16 protein-coding genes, 1 tRNA gene and 1 riboswitch are annotated in these 21,036 nt (G+C 44.2%); of the genes, 9 read left to right on the top strand and 8 right to left on the bottom strand.

What is annotated here, in order from left to right:
* The first annotated feature begins 55 nt into the window (after positions 1 to 55).
* The 5 genes from Q5873_RS09315 (at position 56) to Q5873_RS09295 (ending at position 5,787) form a co-directional block, all read left to right on the top strand.
* Positions 56 to 391, top strand: a complete 336-nt coding sequence (locus Q5873_RS09315) for a hypothetical protein (protein ID WP_303060534.1) — start codon at positions 56 to 58, stop codon at positions 389 to 391.
* Between the two features lie 296 nt (positions 392 to 687).
* The gene (locus tag Q5873_RS09310) at positions 688 to 1,089 is read left to right on the top strand and encodes a hypothetical protein (protein ID WP_303060533.1); all 402 of its coding nucleotides are present in this window, start codon (positions 688 to 690) and stop codon (positions 1,087 to 1,089) included.
* A 695-nt stretch (positions 1,090 to 1,784) separates the two neighbouring features.
* Positions 1,785 to 2,423, top strand: a complete 639-nt coding sequence (locus tag Q5873_RS09305) for a hypothetical protein (protein ID WP_303060532.1) — start codon at positions 1,785 to 1,787, stop codon at positions 2,421 to 2,423.
* A gap of 527 nt (positions 2,424 to 2,950) precedes the next feature.
* The gene (locus Q5873_RS09300; protein ID WP_303060531.1) at positions 2,951 to 4,138 is read left to right on the top strand and encodes a M20 metallopeptidase family protein; all 1,188 of its coding nucleotides are present in this window, start codon (positions 2,951 to 2,953) and stop codon (positions 4,136 to 4,138) included.
* Positions 4,139 to 4,227: 89 nt separating this feature from the next.
* Positions 4,228 to 5,787, top strand: coding sequence for an AbgT family transporter (locus Q5873_RS09295; RefSeq protein WP_303060530.1), 1,560 nt, complete (start codon positions 4,228 to 4,230; stop codon positions 5,785 to 5,787).
* Between the two features lie 96 nt (positions 5,788 to 5,883).
* On the opposite strand, the gene Q5873_RS09290 is transcribed toward Q5873_RS09295, so the two are convergent.
* Both Q5873_RS09290 and Q5873_RS09285 read right to left on the bottom strand, forming a co-directional pair.
* Positions 5,884 to 6,450: a chromate transporter gene (locus Q5873_RS09290; RefSeq protein ID WP_303060529.1), complete on the bottom strand. Its 567-nt coding sequence runs from the start codon at positions 6,448 to 6,450 to the stop codon at positions 5,884 to 5,886.
* Between the two features lie 15 nt (positions 6,451 to 6,465).
* Positions 6,466 to 7,098 carry a chromate transporter gene (locus tag Q5873_RS09285; protein ID WP_205088199.1) on the bottom strand — a complete coding sequence of 211 codons (633 nt, stop codon included), beginning with the start codon at positions 7,096 to 7,098 and terminating at the stop codon, positions 6,466 to 6,468.
* Between the two features lie 1,142 nt (positions 7,099 to 8,240).
* Here Q5873_RS09285 and Q5873_RS09280 point away from each other — a divergent pair.
* Complete coding sequence (locus tag Q5873_RS09280) at positions 8,241 to 9,158, top strand: PLP-dependent cysteine synthase family protein (RefSeq protein WP_028255488.1); 918 nt, start codon at positions 8,241 to 8,243, stop codon at positions 9,156 to 9,158.
* 43 nt (positions 9,159 to 9,201) lie between these two features.
* Positions 9,202 to 9,876, top strand: a complete 675-nt coding sequence (gene epsC, locus Q5873_RS09275) for a serine O-acetyltransferase EpsC (protein ID WP_303060528.1) — start codon at positions 9,202 to 9,204, stop codon at positions 9,874 to 9,876.
* Positions 9,877 to 10,283: 407 nt separating this feature from the next.
* Here the strand turns inward: epsC and Q5873_RS09270 are convergent, their stop codons facing one another.
* The 6 genes from Q5873_RS09270 to Q5873_RS09245 form a co-directional block, all read right to left on the bottom strand.
* A complete protein-coding gene (locus Q5873_RS09270; protein ID WP_303060527.1) occupies positions 10,284 to 12,398 on the bottom strand; it encodes a dipeptide ABC transporter ATP-binding protein in 2,115 nt (704 codons plus the stop codon).
* Entirely contained in the window at positions 12,395 to 13,960 is a 1,566-nt protein-coding gene (locus Q5873_RS09265) for an ABC transporter substrate-binding protein (RefSeq protein ID WP_303060526.1), read from the bottom strand. Before Q5873_RS09265 ends, Q5873_RS09270 begins: the two co-directional genes overlap by 4 nt.
* A gap of 10 nt (positions 13,961 to 13,970) precedes the next feature.
* Entirely contained in the window at positions 13,971 to 14,963 is a 993-nt protein-coding gene (locus tag Q5873_RS09260; protein WP_303060525.1) for an ABC transporter permease, read from the bottom strand.
* Positions 14,964 to 15,947, bottom strand: coding sequence for an ABC transporter permease (locus Q5873_RS09255; RefSeq protein ID WP_303060524.1), 984 nt, complete (start codon positions 15,945 to 15,947; stop codon positions 14,964 to 14,966). It lies immediately after the preceding gene.
* Positions 15,948 to 16,122: 175 nt separating this feature from the next.
* On the bottom strand, positions 16,123 to 17,364 hold the full coding sequence (locus Q5873_RS09250) for a multidrug effflux MFS transporter (protein ID WP_303060523.1): 1,242 nt from the start codon (positions 17,362 to 17,364) through the stop codon (positions 16,123 to 16,125).
* 103 nt (positions 17,365 to 17,467) lie between these two features.
* Positions 17,468 to 17,558, bottom strand: a tRNA-Ser gene (locus Q5873_RS09245).
* Positions 17,559 to 17,755: 197 nt separating this feature from the next.
* Positions 17,756 to 17,867, top strand: a riboswitch (SAM riboswitch).
* A 227-nt stretch (positions 17,868 to 18,094) separates the two neighbouring features.
* Between Q5873_RS09245 and Q5873_RS09240 the strand changes: the two genes are divergently transcribed.
* On the top strand, positions 18,095 to 18,922 hold the full coding sequence (locus tag Q5873_RS09240) for a MetQ/NlpA family ABC transporter substrate-binding protein (protein WP_303060522.1): 828 nt from the start codon (positions 18,095 to 18,097) through the stop codon (positions 18,920 to 18,922).
* Between the two features lie 310 nt (positions 18,923 to 19,232).
* Positions 19,233 to 20,558: an amidohydrolase gene (locus Q5873_RS09235; protein WP_303060521.1), complete on the top strand. Its 1,326-nt coding sequence runs from the start codon at positions 19,233 to 19,235 to the stop codon at positions 20,556 to 20,558.
* The last annotated feature ends 478 nt before the right edge of the window (positions 20,559 to 21,036 follow it).

The following is a 21,036-nucleotide window of genomic DNA, read 5'->3' as shown; positions in this document are numbered from 1 at the left end:
TGGGACACGGCCAATATATACGAGAAGAAGGAGTAGGTTATGACAACGGGACGATTTGTTCCTTTTATTTGCGTTGTCGTTGATTCCTGTTTCGACAGCCTGGATTGGTGCCAATGCCGGCGCGGTAGCGCCTACCGTTTTGTACGGTGTGGTTTTGTTAGGCTGTGCGCTTGGTTATTATATACTGCAGTCGGTTATCGTTGCTGCGGAAGGTGAGCATTCACAGATCAAGCAATTAATAGGCCGTGATTATAAAGGAAAGTTGTCAGTAGTGACATATACTGTGGCGGCAGTGATTGCCTTTATGTGGCCGTGGGTGGCGAATGTGTTGTATGCGGTATGGCCGTTGTTTGGCTTATACCGGATAAGCGCATGGAGATTGAATAAATAAAAATGGACCAATTGTGATAGTTACTGGAAGCCCGGTCTTGCGAAGGGCATTCTGCATAACTATCACAATTGGTCTTTTTATATAGGAGGGGAAGAGAATAGTTGTATTTTTAATTTATATGTATATCTTCATGGAACTCTCATATAACATTCATAGGGAACTCATGTAATTTCAGTACAATACAAGCATCGGTTATAGGTAATAATCGTTACAGCATAGATGTTGTCGGTACAATGATGAAATAAAAAGTATGTGGAATACAGGACGTTCTTTTAGAGAACGAAGGAGGCTATAGTATGAAATTACGTTACATGGCAGTATTGCCGGTGGCTATGATTGCATTATGGGCGAACCAAGCAAATGCGGCATCCGTGGAAGGTGCGAAGGAACCGTTATTGCAGCCGGGCTATCATCAAATGGCAGCACAGGCGAGCGAAGAGGATACGAAGAAAGAGGGAACTAAGGATTTTCGTTATCGATACCATCATAATCAGCCAATGATGGCGGAAGGAATGCCTGCACCCAGAACATGTGTGCCTCCGTATCATCATGAAGGAATGATGACCGGAGGTATGATGCATCATCCTGACGATCGTAAGTTATGTGACGGTGAGCGAACACGTAAAGCACCGGCAACGGCGGAGGAAAAAGAGCAGCGTAAAAAAGCATTGGCTGCCGACTACCAACGTCGAAAATAAGCTATCGTTGTTACTATGATGGAATTAATAGGCGTGATAGGCATGAATTGCATGATATATTATCATGATATGAGAAAACCAGTTATCACCCGTATTTACGTCAAATGATAATGTAAGAAATTGTCGTTTTTTGGACGCTGTATGCATAATTGATACGATAAATCATGAAGAAAAGTGATGTTTTCTATTCCTATAGGGCAACATTGCTGTTATAATGAGAACAGGTTAAGACAGTTCGGGATACAAACCACCGCCGAAACAACGCTTGTCCGTTGGGGAGTGAGTGGTTATAAACATCCTGAGTAGTGTAAGCTTGGCCCGAGTAACTTGAGATTGGCGCTTGTAATGAAGTACGGAACTTATATCAGTCATTTAACAAGGCGTTGACGGGAAACGGTTATTCGGGTCAAGTTTTTTGTTTTTAGAAGGCACATATACATCTTGGTAGTCAGGTCTTACGAATGACGTACCTACGATGTATATGTGCCTTCTTTATATGTTAAACACTTGATGCCGAATAAAAGAGAGAAGAGAGAATGACATGCTTGCGATGTATACAGGACTTCTTTATTTCTAAATACTTAGACCGAATAGGAGTGGGGAAGGCGAATGACGTACCAGCGATGTATATGTGCCTTCTTTATACGTTAAACACTTGAACGTTTATGGTGGTTGTTGCCAAAATATTACAGCTCATGCCGTATTGGAATTTTTATTTTTGGACGACCTTAGTCATTACTTTTATTGTTACGGCCATTGTTGTGCGATTGTATCCAACAGCACATGTAACGGAAGCGTATGCGGATGGTGTAACGCCACAGCCGGAAGAAGTTATCACCGGTAACCGTTTATCGCGGGCATGGCAAGAAGCACTGTTGGCTTCATCGGCTTCGGGCAATATCGGTGCTAATGTGTGGCGCAGTACGCGCGAAGGCTTACACATGGTGTGCAATATTTTGCCAACGATTATGTCTATCGGTTTATTCGGCATGTTGATGGCATTATATACACCGCTATTTAATTGGCTGGGATATATTTTTTATCCTTTCACGGCAATGATGCAAGTGCCGGATGCCTTGGTGGTAGCACAGGCATTGGCTACATCAATTGCGGAAATGTTTTTACCGGCTGCTTTTGTAGTGAAAGCTGCCATAGCCGTGCGTTATGTAGTCGCTGTTGTTTGTATTTCGGAACTTCTGTTTTTCTCAGCATTGATTCCATGTATCTTATCGACGACAATTCCTGTGTCCATACCTAAGCTGTTGGTGCTGTGGGTAGAACGGACTATTTTGTCTATTATTCTTGCCGGAGCGGTAGCGCTATTTTTCTTCTAATCATTATAACGGACATTGATACGACTCGAAAGCCCAGTCTTGCGAAGGGCGTTTCTCCGTCGTATCAATGTCCGTTTTTATAATAGATGTGAAGAAAAATTGTAGAGGAGGGGAATAGATAGGATGCTCAATTTTGTGAAGAGCGTTTCTACATCATATATATGGCCGCTTTGTTTTTGATGCATTGTATAAAAATAGCGACGTATCGGCAAGAAGAATAGAAAAAAGTCATTAAGGGAGAAGGGTATTTCTCCGTTGTATCAATGTCCGTTTTTATAATAGATGCGAAGAAAAGAAAACGCTTCTTTTTATATTTTTATTCATAATAGATTGCTGTAGGTATAGTTGGAGAAAGAGAAGGCAATACGGGGATAACATGATTTATAACGTATATTGTTATAAATGTAATGTATACAAAAATAATGTATTGTATATTCAAAATGAGTATTTACAAAGGAGTAATGTCCATATATAATGATATACATAATTCAATTTGTAGGCTATAGAGAGAAAAGGAGGGACGCGCGGTGACGAATATAGAGGAACGTGCTAAATCATATGAAGAGCAGTTATTGGAATGGTATACGCATTTGCATACATACCCGGAAACGTCGTTTAATGAAGTCCATACGACAGAGTATCTTATAGAGCAATTGGAAGCTATCGGAGGATATACGTTAACTCGCGTATCTAATACAGGCGTGATTGCGGATATTACCTGTGGCAAGCCGGGACCAAAGGTGGCGCTAAGAGCAGATATTGATGCGTTGGCAATGCCGGAGCACAGCGGTCTTTCCTTTGCTTCCGTTAATGATGGCGTTATGCATGCGTGCGGTCATGACGGGCATATGACGATGTTGTTGGGGGCAGCTAAATTAATTCGTCAGTGTCAAGATGAATTGTCCGGATCGTATCGATTATTGTTTCAACCGGGAGAAGAATTATTTCCCGGCGGGGCCAAGGAATATGTAGAAAAAGGCGTGTTGGATGGTGTCGATTATATTTTGGGTCAACATGTAGCGCCGTTTTTACCGACCGGAACATTTGGTTTGGTAGAGGGGCCGATTATGGGGGCTACCGATGTGGCTCATATTAAGATTATCGGCCGAGGCGGTCATGCCTCCATGCCTCATTTAAATACGGACGTCATTGCTACGGGAGCGGAGATCGTTACTAATTTACAACATTTGGTAGCGCGTGAAGTCGATCCGTTGGCACAGGCTGTTATCAGCATTACCAATTTCCATGCCGGAACAGCGCACAATGTCATGGCCGGTGAAGCACTACTAAGCGGATCAATTCGTACTTTTGATGAAGAGGTGCGACAATATTTGGCAAAACGCATTGAAGAGGTGGCCACAGCTATTGCTAGGGCACACCGTTGTGAAGCCGAGGTGGTATATGAGTTTGGTTATCCGGCAACAGTGAATGATGCGGCAGTGACAAGAACAGTGAGGGCCGCGTTACGCAATTTGTATGGTGAAGCTGCGCTGCCGGAGCAAAAGCCATTGATGGCTGGAGAGGATTTTGCATCTTATTTGAAGGTATGCCGCGGTACATTTTATTTTATTGGTGTAGGCAATGAAGAAAAAGAGTGCAAGTATCCGTTGCATCATAGTTGTTTTAAGTTAGATCCGGACGCATTGCCGTTAGGTGTAGCCGGGTTGATTGTAGGATCGCAAGCTGTGATGCGAGCACATCCTATGGCGGAATAGCAGTGTAGTATGGAATGAAAGTGTCGCCGGTTATAGGCAACAGAGAGTGAGAGAAAGTTAGCTCACGCAAGTAAAAGGAGGGCTGTAGTATGGAAGAAAAGAGAAAAATGTCTTTGGTAGAACGGTGGTTGTACCGAGTAGAAGTCGTGGGCAATAAGTTGCCGGACCCGGTTACGTTATTCTTAATTATTATTGGGATTATTTTAATTGCCTCTTATGTGTTAGCGGGCATGGGATTTTCCGTGGTTAATCCGGCTACGAACGAAACAATTAAGGCTGTGAACCTGCTCAGTATGGAAAGTTTGCAAAAGATGCTTATCGGTGTGGTTGGTAATTTCCAAGGATTCCCGCCGCTAGGTCTTGTGCTGGTAACCATGATTGGTGTTGGTGTAGCGGAACGGACGGGGCTTATGGAAGCTGCGATGAAATATTCCATCGCAAAAATTCCACCGGCCTATGTTACATTGCTTATCGTATTTATCGGTGTTAACAGTAATATGGCTGCCGATGCGGGTTTTATCGTATTGCCGCCGTTGGCCGCCAGTATTTATATGGCGTTGGGACGTAATCCGTTGGCCGGTCTCTTTACTGCCTATGCGGCAGTTGCTGGTGCGTTCCATGCTAATATTATCGTAAACATGACGGATGTATTGGAAACGAGCTTTACTATTCCGGCAGCGCAGCTGGTTATGCCAAGCTATGTGTCTTCACCGGCGATGAACTTTTACTTTATTGCCGTATCAATGGTTATCTTGGTGATTGCTGCTTATTTTATCAGTACTAAAATTATCGAGCCGCGCCTTGGCAATTTTGCGGCGTCCGATGATTTGTTAAAGGAGCACGCTGTTGCGGCTACGGATGATCCGGCGGTTGTTAAGAAGGAATTAAAAGGTCTCTTGTGGGCTGGTATTAGTGTGGTAATTTTTATTGCTGTTCTCGTAGCTCTTTCTATAGGTCCGGATGCATTCCTCAGAGATCCGAAAACCGGTTCGTTATTGAGCAGTAAAGCACCGTTGATGGCAGGGTTAGTACCGATTGTATTAACGGCGTTCCTCATTCCGGGAATTATTTACGGTCTTATTACCGGATCTATTCGTTCCGACCGTGATGTAGTAAAAATGATGACCGAAACTATGAGCGGAATGGGCGGTTATATCGTATTGGCCTTTGTGGCAGCACAGTTCTTGGCCTATTTCAAATGGTCCAATATGGGACTTATCATTGCCATCGAAGGGGCGAATACGTTGAAAGAATCCGGCTTTGTCGGTATTGGTTTGGTAATAGCTTTCATTATCTTGGCCGGCTTTATCAATCTGTTTATCGGCAGCGCATCGGCTAAGTGGGCTATTATGGCACCGGTATTTGTACCGATGTTACTTCTCCTAGGGTATGATCCGGCATTAACACAGATGGCATATCGTATCGGTGACTCCATAACTAATCCGATTTCGCCATTATTCCCGTACTTCCCGATTTGTATTGCTTTTGCACAGCGATATATGCCAAAGGTGGGCATGGGTACAGTCATTGCTAACATGCTACCGTTCTCTATTGTGTTCGGAATTCTTTGGACAATTCTCTTGGTTATTTTCATTGCTATGAATTTGCCATTGGGACCCGATGGGTTTATTTATCTCGGCACCCATTAATAAAATAATTAAAGCCATCGGCTATAGATTCGCAAGTCAGGTCTAACGAATGACGTTGCTTTATCTATAGCCGATGGCTTTTTATATGTATTTTATTTATATCCAACCAAGCATTCCCAAGATAATTCCCAATACACCGGATCCGAGGAGTAAACGAATAACACCTGTTTTTCTTCGCACGGCAAAGAGGGAGAGAAGGAGTATAGCTAGGCCGCCCCAACTAATATCGCCCCAATGTACGGGAATATCTTCCGTATTCCATACGGCAAGAAAAATAAAACTGATGCTGGCAGCGCAGATGAGGGCTACAACGGCCGGTCTAAGTCCGTTTAGTACACCGCGAATCGGTCCGATATTTCCATATTTTAAAAAGAGGCGGGCTAAGATAATACCGAGAATGATGGAGGGAAATACAAAGCCAAAGGTAGCAGCCATAGCGCCGGGAACACCGGCAATTTTAGTGCCTACGAACGTGGCAGCATTAATTCCAATCGGTCCCGGTGTCATTTGTGAAATGGTAAAAATATTGACGAAGTCACTCATGCTGAGCCAACCATAGGTATCTACCACGGCAGCCTGAATAAGGGGCATCGATGCGTAACCGCCGCCGACACAGAAAAGGCCGATTTTAACAAATTCCCAAAATAGTGTGAGATAAATCATAGTGGTAAGCCTCCTTTAATTGTACTTGGCAGCGCGCATAAAGAAAAAGCCTACCAAACCGTCCAATATAATGAGAGTCATAATATTTAATTGGAAGAAGGCATTACCGATAAAGGTGACCAATAAAATTAATAAAGGCAACGCTAATTTCTTTTTACATTGTTTTACCGCCAAATCTATACCAACGTTGAGGATCAACGCTGTAGCACCGCACTGCATGCCGCGCAACATGTAAGCGATAATTTTATTTTGAATGAAATAATCATAGCAATACGAAATAATACTTAGCGTAATAAGCGGTGGCAGCACGGTAGCCAGCAGGGCTACAAAGGTGCCGAGATAACCGGCCATGCGATAGCCTAAGATGATGGCGCTGTTCGTGGCGACAATTCCTGGCATGGACTGAGCGATGGCTACCATATCCAAGGTATCCTTATCGTTGATCCAGTGATATTCATCAACGTACTTGGCTTTTAATAGCGGAATGATGACAAAGCCGCCACCAACAGTGAAGGCACTGATAATAAACGTCGATTTAAAAAGAGTCCAAAAAAAATGAGCGTCTCGCTTCGGTGGTGTAAGCACTGCTTCATCTTGCTTTGACAACGTAGGCTCTACAACGCCGTGTTTATTTTTTTTAACTTCCATGAAAGTACTCCTTGTTTGTTATTGGCGTGTGGTGTAATAGTGGTTACTACAATATATTCTTTAGAAGAAGATGATTATTTTACAGATGTAATTATATCACTTTGTGTCGGGTCATACTACTTATTATAACTATTCGTCCCCTGTAGTAAGTAAGCAATGTGATTTACAAATAGGTGATGCGACAGGAAGTAAAGAGAAGTCGGTTTAGTGTAAAATAAAAAGAATGTCTTGCATAACAAGACAAATAGCCGTATAATGATAACCATAACTGAGGTGGCTAATGAAATTTCCAATATACTGCTATATGACGGAAGGGCTATTAAGCCGGATGCAGACTGATATTGGAGAATGTACTATAGAAGTTGTGAGCAGAAAATAAAAAATTTCTGTTGACAATTTTTAATTCATAGTGCTATAGTAGGCTTACAAGTTAGATACGAAATCACGACGATGAAGAGAAAAGTACATGTATGCCGTTGTGTACAGCGAGTCCGGTTGGTGTGAGCGGATGGCAAAGCATAGATGGAAGTGCATCTTGGAGTTACTAAGGCAAAGCCGCGGGGGCGGGGGAGTCTTTTTCGGGTGTCGCCCGTTATAGCGAATCTGTATACAGTCGTTATTGTATGATAGAATTAGTTCATTGATAAAGGCCTGTACAGTAAGAGATATTCGGCTTCGGTTGAATAACACAAGGTGGAACCGCGATAGTATCGCCCTTGGTTGTCAAATGACAATCAAGGGCGTTTTTTTATATTCGTTTCGTGATGTGCAGCAGAAGGAGAGCGCTGCTGAGCATTATCATATAAATAGACGAGACAGTCGGTATAGCTAGCAACGATGTTGTCTCTATTGCGGACGTATTCTTGTGGCATGACGGTGACGGATGTCTAATGGTTTTGTAACTGACTGAGGTACCTGATTATTGCAATATAATTACATACAAGAGAAAAGAGAGACGAAGAAAAAGAAGAGAGAGAAATAGAAAATAAAAAGAGAGAGGAATATGACCTTGCCCATGAGAGTACATACAATGAAAAACAGTGAGCGGTGATTCTGAAGTAAGTGGGGAAAATATAATCGTAGGATCACATCGCAAGATATGTATACTTTAAAAGAAAAACTCTGAGAAAGGATGAGAGATTATGGCACAGACAGTAAATGATACATTACAGTTAATCGGTAATACACCGGTATATAATATTAAAGGCACAGATGTGTATGTAAAATTGGAAAAATATAATGTCGGCGGCAGTGTTAAGGATCGCGCCGTACTCGGTATGCTTCAAGATGCACAGAAGAAAGGCCTTATTAAGGACAATACCATTTTGGTAGAAGCCACCAGCGGTAACACAGGAATTGCGTTGGCAATGCTCGGCGCTGTACTGGGAATTAAGGTTGTTATTATCATGCCGGAAAGTATGAGTAAGGAACGCCGCGAACTCGTTAAAGCTTACGGGGCTCAGTTGGTATTGACGCCGAAGGAAACCGGTATGAAGGGTGCATTGGCTAAAGCACAGGAAATTCTTGATGCGTATCCGGAAGCGGTAACGCTCGGTCAGTTCGTAAATCCGGCAAATCCGGGCATTCACTACGAAACAACAGCGACAGAAATTTTAACGCAGGTACCGAATGTAGGAACTATCGTTGCCGGCGTAGGTACGGGCGGTACATTTACCGGTATTGCTCGCAAGCTGAAGGAAGTGAACAGTGCGATTAAAGCGGTAGCCGTAGAACCGGCAGGATCGCCGGTTATCTCGAAAGGGGTAGGCGGTACGCATAAAATTCAGGGAATCGGTGCCGGTTTTATTCCGGATAATTTCGATAAAACGTTGATGGATGAAATCGTAGCCGTAACGGATGATGATGCGATTGCACAGGTGCAGACATTTATGCGTGAAACCGGTATCAGCATCGGGATTTCTGCAGGGGCAGCAATTAAGGCAGCCAAAGATATTGCGGCTAACCATCCGGGTAAGCCGGTAGTAGCGATTGCTCCGGATGGCGTTGAAAAGTACTTATCTATGTTAACATTTGATGATGTTACCTACGTAAAAGCGTAAGGGCTAACGGTAACAGACGGCTCGTTACGAGCAAGGAGGATGTATGAAACGATTATGGCAAGCCATTCGTTATAATATTAAACGCGTTATGGATTCGGATCCGGCGGCGGATTCGGTGTGGATGGTGCTGTGGACATACCCGCATATTACGGCTTTGTTTTGGCACTTTTTTGCGCATCGCTTATACAAGCGCGGCTACAAGCTATTGGCTCGTCGTATCGCATTGCATTCACGGCGCGTAACGGGCATTGAAATTCATCCGGGGGCAACCATCGGTCGCGGTTTGTTCATTGATCATGGCATGGGTGTAGTCATCGGTGAAACGGCTATCGTCGGAGATGATGTGACATTATTTCACGGTGTTACCTTAGGCGGCATGAGCAGCAAGAAAGTAAAGCGTCACCCAACGGTGGGCAATGATGTACTTATTGGAGCGGGCACCAAGGTACTCGGTGATATTACTGTTGGCGATCATAGTCGTATCGGTTGTAATTTAGTCATAAAACGTGATGTGCCGGCGAATGTGGTGATTTATGAAACGGAACCGGAAAATGTAGTGAGTCGCCGTCATAAGCCGACGATTCATCTCGTTGATGGCAACGGTCACAGCGATCAGAATCAGAGAGAGGGTCACAGCGAAACAGGCCGTCATGTGCCGCGTCATCGCATTGCTTTTACGCCAAAGAATATGACAAAGGAAATGGCTTGGTATATTTAGGTTGTATTTTAGAATTTGTGGATACAGTTGCGATATGGACGAGGCTATCTTGTAAGTAGTACATTGAATGTTAGTAGGCCGATTATTTTATAGGAATGAATGTGACGACAAATTCGGAGGACAGCAGGTGATGTACATAGAAGATAAGTAAGGCATAAGGCTAGTATGTCTACAAATTCGTCGGTAGGTAATCAATCTAAAGAGTATATTCAAAATGCTATTTTACCGTATACCAGTCAGCATATTACTGCGGATAATTATAAAACATTGTAAATCAATGCGGCGCGTTCTCTAAAAAATAGTATATCCGGCAAAAATTCATAAAGGTACATTACTGGTACAGCGGTAAGATAAAAAAGGGACTGTAATGGAATGAGCGAAAAACTCATTTCGTTACAGTCCTCTTTTTAACGATAACGCATCGGATCCGGATAGAGAATAGAAGCAAGTAAAGTCTTTGTATATGTTTCGCGAGGGGCCGCAAAAATTTGCTCGGTGTCATTATCTTCAATAATGCGACCATCCTTCATTACCAATATGCGTTGGCAAAGATAACGTACCAATGCCAAATCGTGAGCGATGAAAAGAATAGCAAAGCCCTCCTGTTTTTGTAATTCGGTGAGAAGATTAATGATTTGTGCTTGCACGGACATGTCTAAGGCAGCGACGGCTTCATCGGCGATGATGAGGCGTGGCTGTACAGCTAACGCCCGGGCAATAGCTACACGTTGACGCTGTCCGCCGGAGAGTTCGGACGGGTAGGCAGTGCCGTAATGAGGATCGAGTTGAACCATCGAGAGTAGTTCATCAACTCGTAAGCGCCGTTCCTTTGTCGTTAGATTAGCATGCGTCAGACGTAATGCTTCATCAATACTTTCAGTAACGGTTCTTTGCGGATGCAAGGCACCGTCCGAATCTTGGAAAATAAGTTGGATATCGCAAGGATGAAGGTCATGATGTAATTGAGAAGGCGAAGTGATTATGGGGCGACCATCAAAGAATATGGTCCCACAGTCAGACCGATATCGTCCCATGATAAGACGGGCTAATGTTGATTTGCCGCAACCCGATTCACCGACGAGACCGACAATTTCGCCGGCATGAAGTGTAAAGGATACATCGGTTACAGCGGGAATTGTCATAGTGTGGGCAGTGATAAATGTTTTACTTAGTCCGGTTACTTTGAGAAGCGGTTTGGCGATTGGGTTATTGAGGGAAGAATTGTTATTTTTTTCTGCAAGGGGAGCAGCATCGGTAGTGGAAATAGTAGCGTGTGTATCGGAACGTATTTGTTTTTTGGAGGCCGGTGTCGTTTCGGCAAGTTTTTCTCCGGCGCAGATAATAGGGGGTGTTACCTTTGGAGCACGAGAATCTAAGAGCCATGTTGCGGCGCGATGTGTAGGAGATATAACGAACAGCGGCGGCCGTTCATGGTAATCGATAGCCATTGCGTAGGGATTGCGCGGAGCAAACGGATCGCCCACAGTACGCTGTGTGAGGAGTGGCGGATGGCCAGTAATAGAGTGGAGCGGATGACCTTTGTCGGCCTTCGCCGGGACAGAGCGCAGTAAGCCCCAGGTGTATGGGTGACGCGGATGACGGAGAATATCCTCGGCCGTGCCGATTTCGACGATGCGACCACCGTACATAACGGCAATGCGATCGGCCATGTAGGCGGCTACGCCTAAATCATGAGTAATTACAATTAAGGAGAGTCCTAGGTCGTGTCGTAATTTTTTTAGTACATCCAAGACTTGAATTTGTACGGTAACATCCAGCGCTGTGGTAGGTTCGTCGGCCAGTAAAATATCCGGCTTCATAGCTAACGCAATGGCTAGCGCACAACGTTGGCGTTGACCACCGGATAATTCATGAGGCATCATGTGCAGCCAATTTTTTTCGCTAGGTAACCCAACGGATTCTAAAAGGTGAAGCGCTTCTATAGTCAGAGTTTCTTTCGTCGAGGTTGTTTGGTCGTGATGGGATGGGCTATTAGGTTTTTTGGCGGAGAAGGAGGGATGTAAACCTTCGCGCCGGTTTTTAGTGTCTCCTTGGCACAAGGCTTCAAACAGCTGCGCACCGATTGTCATGGACGGATTTAAAATTGTCAGCGGATGCTGGAACATCATGGAAATACGGTGACCGCGCAGCTGTTGTAGCTCTTTTTCTGACGCGGCGGTAATATCGATTGTTGTTGACTGCGGTTGACGCGGATGAAGCACAATGCGTCCGCCGGTGATATGACCGCGCTCCGGTAACAATCCCATGGCGGCCTTACACAGTACGGATTTGCCACAGCCCGATTCGCCGAGCAATACCAAAATTTCGCCTTGCTTTAATGTAAGCGATACATCGTCCAAGGCATAAATTGTACCGTTTTGATGAGTAAATTCCACAGATATATTTTCAATGGTCAATGCCGGCGGTGTATGATCTGTGGATTGTGCGTGCGAGTTTGGCAGAGTCGTTTTATTTTTTGCAGACAAGCTGTCTATAATTTTATTTTTGGTAGGCTGTGTCATTGTTGTATATCCCAGGTTTCAATGTTCCACATGACTCCGGTAGCGTGATGACCGAGGACGCGCTCTGTAGAGGGGCCGGTTATTTTTTTTGCTGCTACGTAATTACCGTCCAAATAGGCAATCATAATATAGGCCGGATGAGCGGCAAAGGCTTGCTGAAATTCGTCATATGCCAGCTTGCGCTGCGCCGGATCGTAGGTAGCACGCGCTTTGGCTAACGCAGCATCAACGGCGGCATTGCTGTAATGCGTGTAGTTGCCGCTACCATTTGTATAAAATAAATCGTAAGTTCCGTTGTCCGGATCAAAGGGAGCGGCCTGTCCGATCATGATAGCTTGGTTATGTTTCCAATCAAATTTGGATACGATGTGAACGCGCATGTCGATGCCTTCTTCCTTCAGCTGCGAAGCGATGACCTTTGCCATATCTACCCGCTCCGTTTCATATTCGCGCACGTCTACGGAAAAAGCGAGTTTTTCCCCGTTCTTTTCGTAAATACCGTCAGTACCGCGATGCCATCCGGCTTGTGCCAAAGCATCTTTTACGTAGGTCGGATTATAGTCACGGTGGGGTACCGTCGGATCATTATAGGTAGCATTTTGTTGCAACGGGCTATAAGCCACACTTCCTTGATTGTTAAGAACACTGGCGATGATAGCTTTTTTATCGATAGCATAGCCTAGGATGGAAACCAATTCGGGATGCTTTTTCCAAAAGGCGTTGTCAAAATTAGGGGCAATGCCGCGATAATCAGCGGTTTTAAAATCGTAAACGGTAAATTTGTCATTCCCACGGAAGGCTTCTGTATTGTGTGCATTCAACCAAGCAATATCGACGCCGCCGGATTTGACCTGTGTGGCCTTAGCGTTTTCATCAAGAATAATTTTGAAAATAATTTTGTCGATATGGGGCACTTGATCGTAATACGTTTCGTTTTTGGAAACGACGATGGACTGCCCCTTATCCCAGCTGACAAATTTATAACGGCCCGTGCCGATTGGATGACGGTTGAAATCATCGGTCATAATGTCCTTACCTTCCAATAGATGTTTAGGTAAAAGTCCGATCGTCAAATAATTAAGCATTGCCGCATTGGGCTGGGACAATACGATTTGTACAGTATTGTCATCAACGACGATGACGTCTTTAATTTCTTTGTAGTTGTCGCGAATGGAAGCTTCTAACTTTGTATTCTTTGTTAGCTGATCCAATGTGAATTTTACATCGGCAGCAGTAAACGGTGTGCCGTCATGCCAAGTAACACCTTTGCGTAAATGAAACGTATAGGTCTGTGTTGCTTCATCAAATTGGTAATCGGTGGCCAAATCGGGAACCGGTTCACCGTGGCCGTTATATTTCATCAAGCCGGAAAAAATAATATCCGGCAGTTCATCATGTGTATTTAAAATCGGGTTGATAGTGGTGTAATCCGTGCTGGCAAACGTAAGCGTTTTACTGTTGGTGTCGGTTCCCGCTTGCGAACCGCATCCGACCATGAGTGCCAAGCAGGCTACCGTTGTCAGTGTTAAGGCAAGACGACGCAGATGCTGAGAAAGTTGCATGAAGACCTCCTTATAAATTACTGCAACCGCGATTCAATTGGCGGCGGATATAGTAGCCGAGACGAGTAATCGAGAGCAGTGTAATAACTAAAAATATACCGGGAATCAGAATGACCCACCACGCATTGGTAAGCAATGCGCGATTGGCCAAAGAGAGCATGGTTCCCCAAGAAATAACATCTACGGACAGGCCTAATCCTAAAAAGCTGAGTGTCGATTCTATCAGTATGGCAGATCCTATCGAGGATACGACCATAAACATAATGGGGGACCAAATACTGGGCCATAGATGGCAGCGCAGAATATATAACGGGCCGGCGCCCATAAAGCGGGCGGCCCATACATAATCGCTGTTTTTAATATGACATACTTCGCTGCGGACGATGCGGGCCAGGTTCATCCAAGTGGTGCCGCCGATGATAAGTGCTATAGATATCGGGCTCGGTGAAGGGATAAAGGCTAAGCATAAAATCATGAGAAGTAATGAAGGAATACTGCTAAGAATTTCCGCCGTGCGCATTAGCACCGTGTCAACTATGCGTGAAGCGAGGCCGCTCAATGCACCGTATAATACGCCAAGGCCGGTAGATACCAGCATACTCAGTACACCGATGCCAAGCGATAACCGGCCGCCGTACCAAATGCTGGAATATATATCACGGCCCAGTGCATCGGTACCGAAATAAAATGTTTGATTAGGTGCTTCGCTGAGATGATGCAAATAAAAATGAGCCGGATCGTGATTGGCAATCAACGGCGCAGCCAAACATCCGATAATGATGAATAATAACCAAAGCACAGCAGGCCAAGGAAAACGGCGGCGCTTTTGAAAGAATTGTCTGTGCAATAGTTCTGACTGCCATGATGTTGCAGTCGGTGGTATGGCAGATAACTCAGCAGATGATGCGGTTTGTGATTCCTTGCATTGTGGCATAGCAGAGTCGGTTGCCAAAGGACGGACGAAGCGAAATTCGTCATCATTCGATAGCGTAGGTCGGCTCATTTATATCACCTGCCCTTCATCGTGCTGCAGGCGTGAATCTAATTGTTCGTTAATGGCCTGGGCCGCTAAACCGGAAGCGATAACAAAACAGCCGGTAAGCATAACGATGAGCATGAGCAAATTATAATCGTGATACTTTGCGCTTTCAATGGCCAGCATGCCCAGTCCGGGATAAGAAAAAACGGCTTCCACCACATATGTACCGCCGACGATATGATTAGCGGATACGGCCATGACACTGATAATGGTGGGCAGTACATTGCGTAAACAATGACGGATAAGAATTGTACGGCGGCTAAGTCCTTTAGCCTTGGCTAACAATACGTAATCGGCGCGGGTTTCGTCTAACAATTTATTGCGAATGATATAGGCATAGTACCATACATGCGTGATGACCATTACGGATAAAGGAAGTATTAAATGATTGGCGCGGCTTAATAGGTTTTCGCTTTCACCGGGAGCATAGGCACCACTGCCGGGAAGCCAACCCAAATTAACATTGAACAGTAAAAGAAATAGGAGCCCTAACCAGAAGGAAGGAATATAATTCGCAATAGTACCGACAGTGCTAAGCAACCTATCAGGCCAGCGATCTTCGTATAATGCACAAATAAGCGCGAGAATAATGGCAATCACAAATACAGTAAGATACGAAGCGATCCCTAACAGTAGTGTGTTACCGGCCATGTCGACCATTACATGCATGGCGGGTTCGCGATATTTATAAGATATACCGAAATCACCGTGGAGCCCATGAGTTACCCACTGGATATATTGAATATACAGTGGTTTATCAAGACCTAATCGAAGGCGTGCTGCCGATTGCTCTTCAGTACTCATGCGATCGATGCGTTCACCGTAAAATGCTTGCAACGGATCGCCCGGAGCTAAGCGTGCCACGGTAAATACCGTAATAGATAAGACGAACATGGCACAGAAAAAAACAATAATCGTGTGCCATAAACGAGAAAACCGATGTGCCACGGGCAGCGCCTCCTTTCCATAGTATACTCAGCCGTATTATAGCACACTTATATATAAATCACTAATAATGTAACTGTTTCGGAGACAGCGTCATATGTGTATACAATGCGGTGAAATAATAAAAGAAAAACCTCTCGTCTCTATGAAATATAAGAGTGAGAGGTGGGGGTACCGGTTAGTGACTGGAGATATGTTCGGGGCGGATGAATTTGTAAAAGACAAATAATCCTAAGCTTTGACTAATAAGCATTGTCGCTGCCATCGGAACGGCACTGCTGTCACCGGCTATACCTACCAGCGGTGCGGATAGACCGGCGCATACGGTACCAAAAAAAGATAATAAAGCAGTGACGCTGCCGGCGAATGCGCTTTCCCGTTGCAGAACTGCAGCAAAGGTAACGGTGCCAAAAGCAGCAATAGGGCTAACGACGCAAAATAAAGTGGCCGCTGTTACCCAAAGAGGCGCTTGCAAAATTACGGCCAAGGAAAAGGCGACTAAGCTCAGCTCTGTCCACCACAAGGTAAAGCGCATCATTTGGTATTCCGTGAAACGATGTACCAAACGAGTAACGAGAGCACTGCCTAGCACGATACCTACGGAATTAAAAAAGAAAAAATAGCTGTACTCTTGCGGCGTTGTTCCGTAAATTCTTTGAAAGAGAAAAGCGGATCCGGATAAATAGCCAAAGAAGGCCATAAAGACAAAGGCTTGCAGCAAGCAATGACCAAGGACATATTTCTTTTTCAGCAGCGTAGTAAAGGCAGCAAAATTTCTGCTAAAGCCGCCTTTGATGCGGCGTGCAGGGGGAAGACTTTCCTTAATGCATAAGCTGCCGATGAGCATGACAACACCCAGTACGGCGAGGACAGCAAAAATCATACGCCATGAATAAAAGCGCACAATTTGTCCGCCGATAAGCGGTGCAATCACCGGGGCAAAACCGTTAACAAACATGAGGACAGCCAATAATTTAGTTAGAGCAGGCCCTTTGGCCAAATCCGTACTGATGGAGCGAGGACTGATCATGCCAGCTGCACCGGCAAGGCCTTGTACAAATCGAAGTGCAATTAATTCCCAGACGGATGTGACGTACATGCAGCCGATACTGGCTAACGTAAAAATCAATAGTCCTCCGCACAGGGGGCGCTTGCGACCGAGACCGTCACTTAAAGGACCGATAATGAGTGTGCCCAAGGCGGAGCCAATCATAAAGCCGCCGATGGTTAACTGCGTCAGTGAAGGGCTGGCGTGAAAGTCCGTGGCCACTTTAGGTAAATCGGGCAAATACATATCCATGGAAAAAGGAACCATGGCGGACAGCATCCCTAAAAATAAGGTAAATATAATGCTTATGGATACAGCAGGTGTCATCGGTGGTTCATCAATGGGGACATTCATGTGTGTGCGCTCCTTCATACTTACATCTCCTTTGAAAAATATATAAATCGCGCCATGTGTTATGGCGCGATGGTATGAAAAAATAAAAAACGCTATACCGCAAGCAGCACAGCGTTCTTTGTGGCGGAGGATTAGGGATTCGAACCCTAGCGACGGTAACCCGCCCTAACGATTTAGCAAACCGTCCTCTTCAGCCTCTTGAGTAATCCTCCATATATGTTACTCGTAAATTCTAGCATTAATAAGAAAAGTTGTCAAGAGTGCGGTCTGGAGTAAAAGTGAAGGTAGTTTTATGCTGCTATAAAACTGTTGAAAAATTATTGAGAAATTGAGAGAAGGTAATGATGAGAATTTGTAGTTGACAATCTGATTTATATCGTGATAATATAATCCCATCAAATTTAATAGGAAATCATCAAGAGCAGCTGAGGGACTGGCCCGGTGACGTTGCGGCAACCCTCCTTGAGAAAGGTGCCAAATCCAGCGATAGTATCGGTAATGATTATGTCGAAAGATGATTGGTAGCTAATGAGTAGATAGCCCTTGTCTTTCGAGACGAGGGCTTTTTTGTTGACTGCCTGCAAAATGGTATGTAGTGAATCAGCGACTACTCATTGCTAAAGTTGGAAATAACTTGATGATGTATATTGAGTGAGAAGAGAGAATGCTCGGCCGGAGGTGAGAGACCGGCCAAGTGCAAGGAACGTCTGAGGGCATATGTATTGAGAAATAAGAGGAGGATTATAGTATGAAATTTTCTTGGCAATGGTTTAAAAAGAGTGCGCTTTTAGGAGCTGCCGTACTGGTTTTGGGTGGTGCATTGGCCGGTTGTGGCAGCGATTCATCGGCAGTAAAAAATGAAATTACCGTGGGAATTACACCGGGCTCCACGGAACAAATTATGGAATATGTAGTGGAAAAGGCTAAGAAGGAAGGGCTTACAGTTCATGTAAAAACATTTTCCGATTATATTACACCGGACCAAGCGGTGGCTACCGGCGATATTGATGTAAATCTGTATCAGCACAAACCGTTTATGGATGCATTTAATGCGAAGAACGGTACGAGCTTGGTTAGCATCGGAACGACCTACTTGGCGCCGTTGGCGGTGTATTCCCATAAATACAAATCATTAAACGAAATTCCCGACGGAGGAACGATTGCGATTCCCAATGATCCGACAAATGGTAGCCGTGCCCTGATCCTATTGGAAAAGCAAGGGCTCATTACATTGGATCCGAAGAAAGATCCGTTAAAAGCCGTACCTCAGGATATTGTAGAAAATCCGAAGCATATTCAAATTATCGAACTGGAAGCGGCACAATTACCGCGTTCGTTGGAAGATACGGATGCATCGGTTATCAATGCAGGCTTTGCTATTTCTGCCGGACTTAACAGCAAGCGCGACGGTATTGCCGTGGAAGGCGATACCAGTCCGTATGTGAATATTGTGGCAACGCGGGCAAAAGATAAAGATAATCCGACGTACAAAAAATTCGTTTCTATTTTCCAAAGTGACGATGTACGCGATTTTATCAATAAAGAATTTGAAGGTGTAATTATTCCTGTGTGGTAATATCGTTGGTCAATGAAATTAATTTAATGTTTTGTAACATAGTTGGTACTTTGTAGCATATTGATACGATGTTGCAAAATATCTTAGAGAGCCTAGGGTAAATTTATTTTTGGCATATGAGGATAATTTTAAAAGGATACATTTTCTGCAGCGTGTAAGGGCAAGCATGTTGCGGGAAATGTATTCTTTTTTATTTCAATGATTACCGATGATTTGAAGAAATTTGATATACTTTTGCGTTGACGTATGGACAAATATCCACATATAATAGAACATAGCATTGTAGTAGGAAAAGAATTGGAGGGGAACTATGGCGCGATTAACAAAGGAAGAAGTAAAAGAACGTGTATGCCGTGCGATTGAAGATGCAGCTCCGGAACTTAAGAAAATAGCGGCATCTATCATGGCAGAACCGGAGTTAGGCTATAAAGAGGATAAGACATCGTCCAAAGTGCAACGAGCTTTCGATGCAATGGGATTGACATATACGACGGGACATGGCCGTACCGGTTTAAAGGCGCGCCTTAGTGGCGGCGCTTCCGGTTATACGGTAGCCATGATTGGCGAATTGGATGCTATCGTGTGTCCGAAACATCCGGCGGCAGATCCATTGACGGGGGCAGCCCATTGCTGTGGTCATAACATTCAGATTGCGAACATGTTAGCGGTAGGGAAAGGTCTTATGGCTGACGGCGTAATGGAATCGCTGAAAGGTGACGTGGTTCTTTTTGCGGTACCTGCCGAAGAATATGTAGAAATTGATTACCGGAGTAAACTTCGTGAAGAAGGGACGATTAAATATTTGGGCGGTAAACAACAGTTGATATATGAAGGTGCTTTCGATGATATTGATATGGCGATGCAAATGCATGTAGCAACGGCAGAAACTCCGCAAGGAGAAATGAATCTCGGCACCACATCCAATGGGTTTATTGGCAAACTTATCGAGTATAAAGGAAAAGCGGCCCATGCGGCAGCAGCACCGCATGAAGGAATCAATGCATTGCAGGCAGCCATGATGGGGGTTATGGGAGTGAATGCTATACGCGATACATTTAAAGAAAGTGATTATATTCGCTTTCATCCCATTATCAACAGTGGTGGCGATTTGGTGAATGTGGTGCCGGATAAGGTAACGATGGAAAGTTATGTGCGCGGTGCTAATGTGGAAGCAATGATTGATGCGAACAAGCGAATTAATCGAGCCTTGAAAGCCGGCGGAGATGCGGTTGGTGCTATATGTGATATTCAGGATTTGCCGGGATATTTACCAATGCGGAATGATGCAGTGATGAATGATCTGTTGGAAGCTAACTCTAAAATGCTTTTCCCGGAAGACAATGTACGATATGGTGAACATATGGCGGGGAGCACCGATATGGGAGATGTGTCGCATATTATGCCGGTGATCCATCCCTGGGTTGGTTGCATTGACGGCGTATTGCACGGCGCCGATTATGTGGTATCTGTCGAAGAGGTAGCCTATATAAAAACGGCACAGGCATTAGCTATGACTATCGTAGATTTACTATATGATGATGCAGCCGGTGCAGAGAGAGTGATGGCGGAGTTCACGCCGGCGTTGACAAAAGAAGAATACCTGGCATTGATGGATAGTATTGACAGTAAACATTAGACGAAATTGCTGTATAGCAGACACCTCATTGTAGTCGATGAAAGTAAGCGATAAGAAAAAGGGGGCTTGGCACACATGGTGAAAGCCCCTTTTGTGTATGATGATTACATGATAACTATAAGATAACTATAAATTTTCTCTTAAATTTTTGAATAAGATTTTGTCTTAGCAATACATGGGATACTCGAATTCCTACCACAGAAAGTGATATACGATGTATATTTACTATATATAATAACTATTTAATGTTAGTAATAGTTAGTAGTAATGCTGGTATCGTACATGAAGAGATGAAGAATACTTTGTATAATGTGGTGGGCTCCGTGATAACTATCAATTCAGATTAAACGCAGATAATAATAAAAAAATTAAAAATTTTTAAAAAAGTAGTTGACGAATATTTGAAAACCATGTATTATATATAAGTCGCTTACGACAGACGGTTTTTGAAAGCGAAGGAAGAGTACACCGGATAGTG

Source organism: Veillonella magna (genome assembly GCF_959600285.1).
GTDB classification, from domain to species: domain Bacteria; phylum Bacillota; class Negativicutes; order Veillonellales; family Veillonellaceae; genus Veillonella_A; species Veillonella_A magna.
This window is presented reverse-complemented; position numbering and strand designations above follow the sequence as displayed.

Coding starts and splice junctions, on each gene's coding strand:
- Q5873_RS09310 (WP_303060533.1), top strand. CDS start 688: ATGAAATTACGTTACATGGCAGTATTGCCGGTGGCTATGATTGCATTA.
- Q5873_RS09305 (WP_303060532.1), top strand. CDS start 1,785: ATGCCGTATTGGAATTTTTATTTTTGGACGACCTTAGTCATTACTTTT.
- Q5873_RS09295 (WP_303060530.1), top strand. CDS start 4,228: ATGGAAGAAAAGAGAAAAATGTCTTTGGTAGAACGGTGGTTGTACCGA.
- Q5873_RS09290 (WP_303060529.1), bottom strand. CDS start 6,450: ATGATTTATCTCACACTATTTTGGGAATTTGTTAAAATCGGCCTTTTC.
- Q5873_RS09285 (WP_205088199.1), bottom strand. CDS start 7,098: ATGGAAGTTAAAAAAAATAAACACGGCGTTGTAGAGCCTACGTTGTCA.
- Q5873_RS09280 (WP_028255488.1), top strand. CDS start 8,241: ATGGCACAGACAGTAAATGATACATTACAGTTAATCGGTAATACACCG.
- epsC (WP_303060528.1), top strand. CDS start 9,202: ATGAAACGATTATGGCAAGCCATTCGTTATAATATTAAACGCGTTATG.
- Q5873_RS09270 (WP_303060527.1), bottom strand. CDS start 12,398: ATGACACAGCCTACCAAAAATAAAATTATAGACAGCTTGTCTGCAAAA.
- Q5873_RS09265 (WP_303060526.1), bottom strand. CDS start 13,960: ATGCAACTTTCTCAGCATCTGCGTCGTCTTGCCTTAACACTGACAACG.
- Q5873_RS09260 (WP_303060525.1), bottom strand. CDS start 14,963: ATGAGCCGACCTACGCTATCGAATGATGACGAATTTCGCTTCGTCCGT.
- Q5873_RS09250 (WP_303060523.1), bottom strand. CDS start 17,364: ATGAAGGAGCGCACACACATGAATGTCCCCATTGATGAACCACCGATG.
- Q5873_RS09240 (WP_303060522.1), top strand. CDS start 18,095: ATGAAATTTTCTTGGCAATGGTTTAAAAAGAGTGCGCTTTTAGGAGCT.
- Q5873_RS09235 (WP_303060521.1), top strand. CDS start 19,233: ATGGCGCGATTAACAAAGGAAGAAGTAAAAGAACGTGTATGCCGTGCG.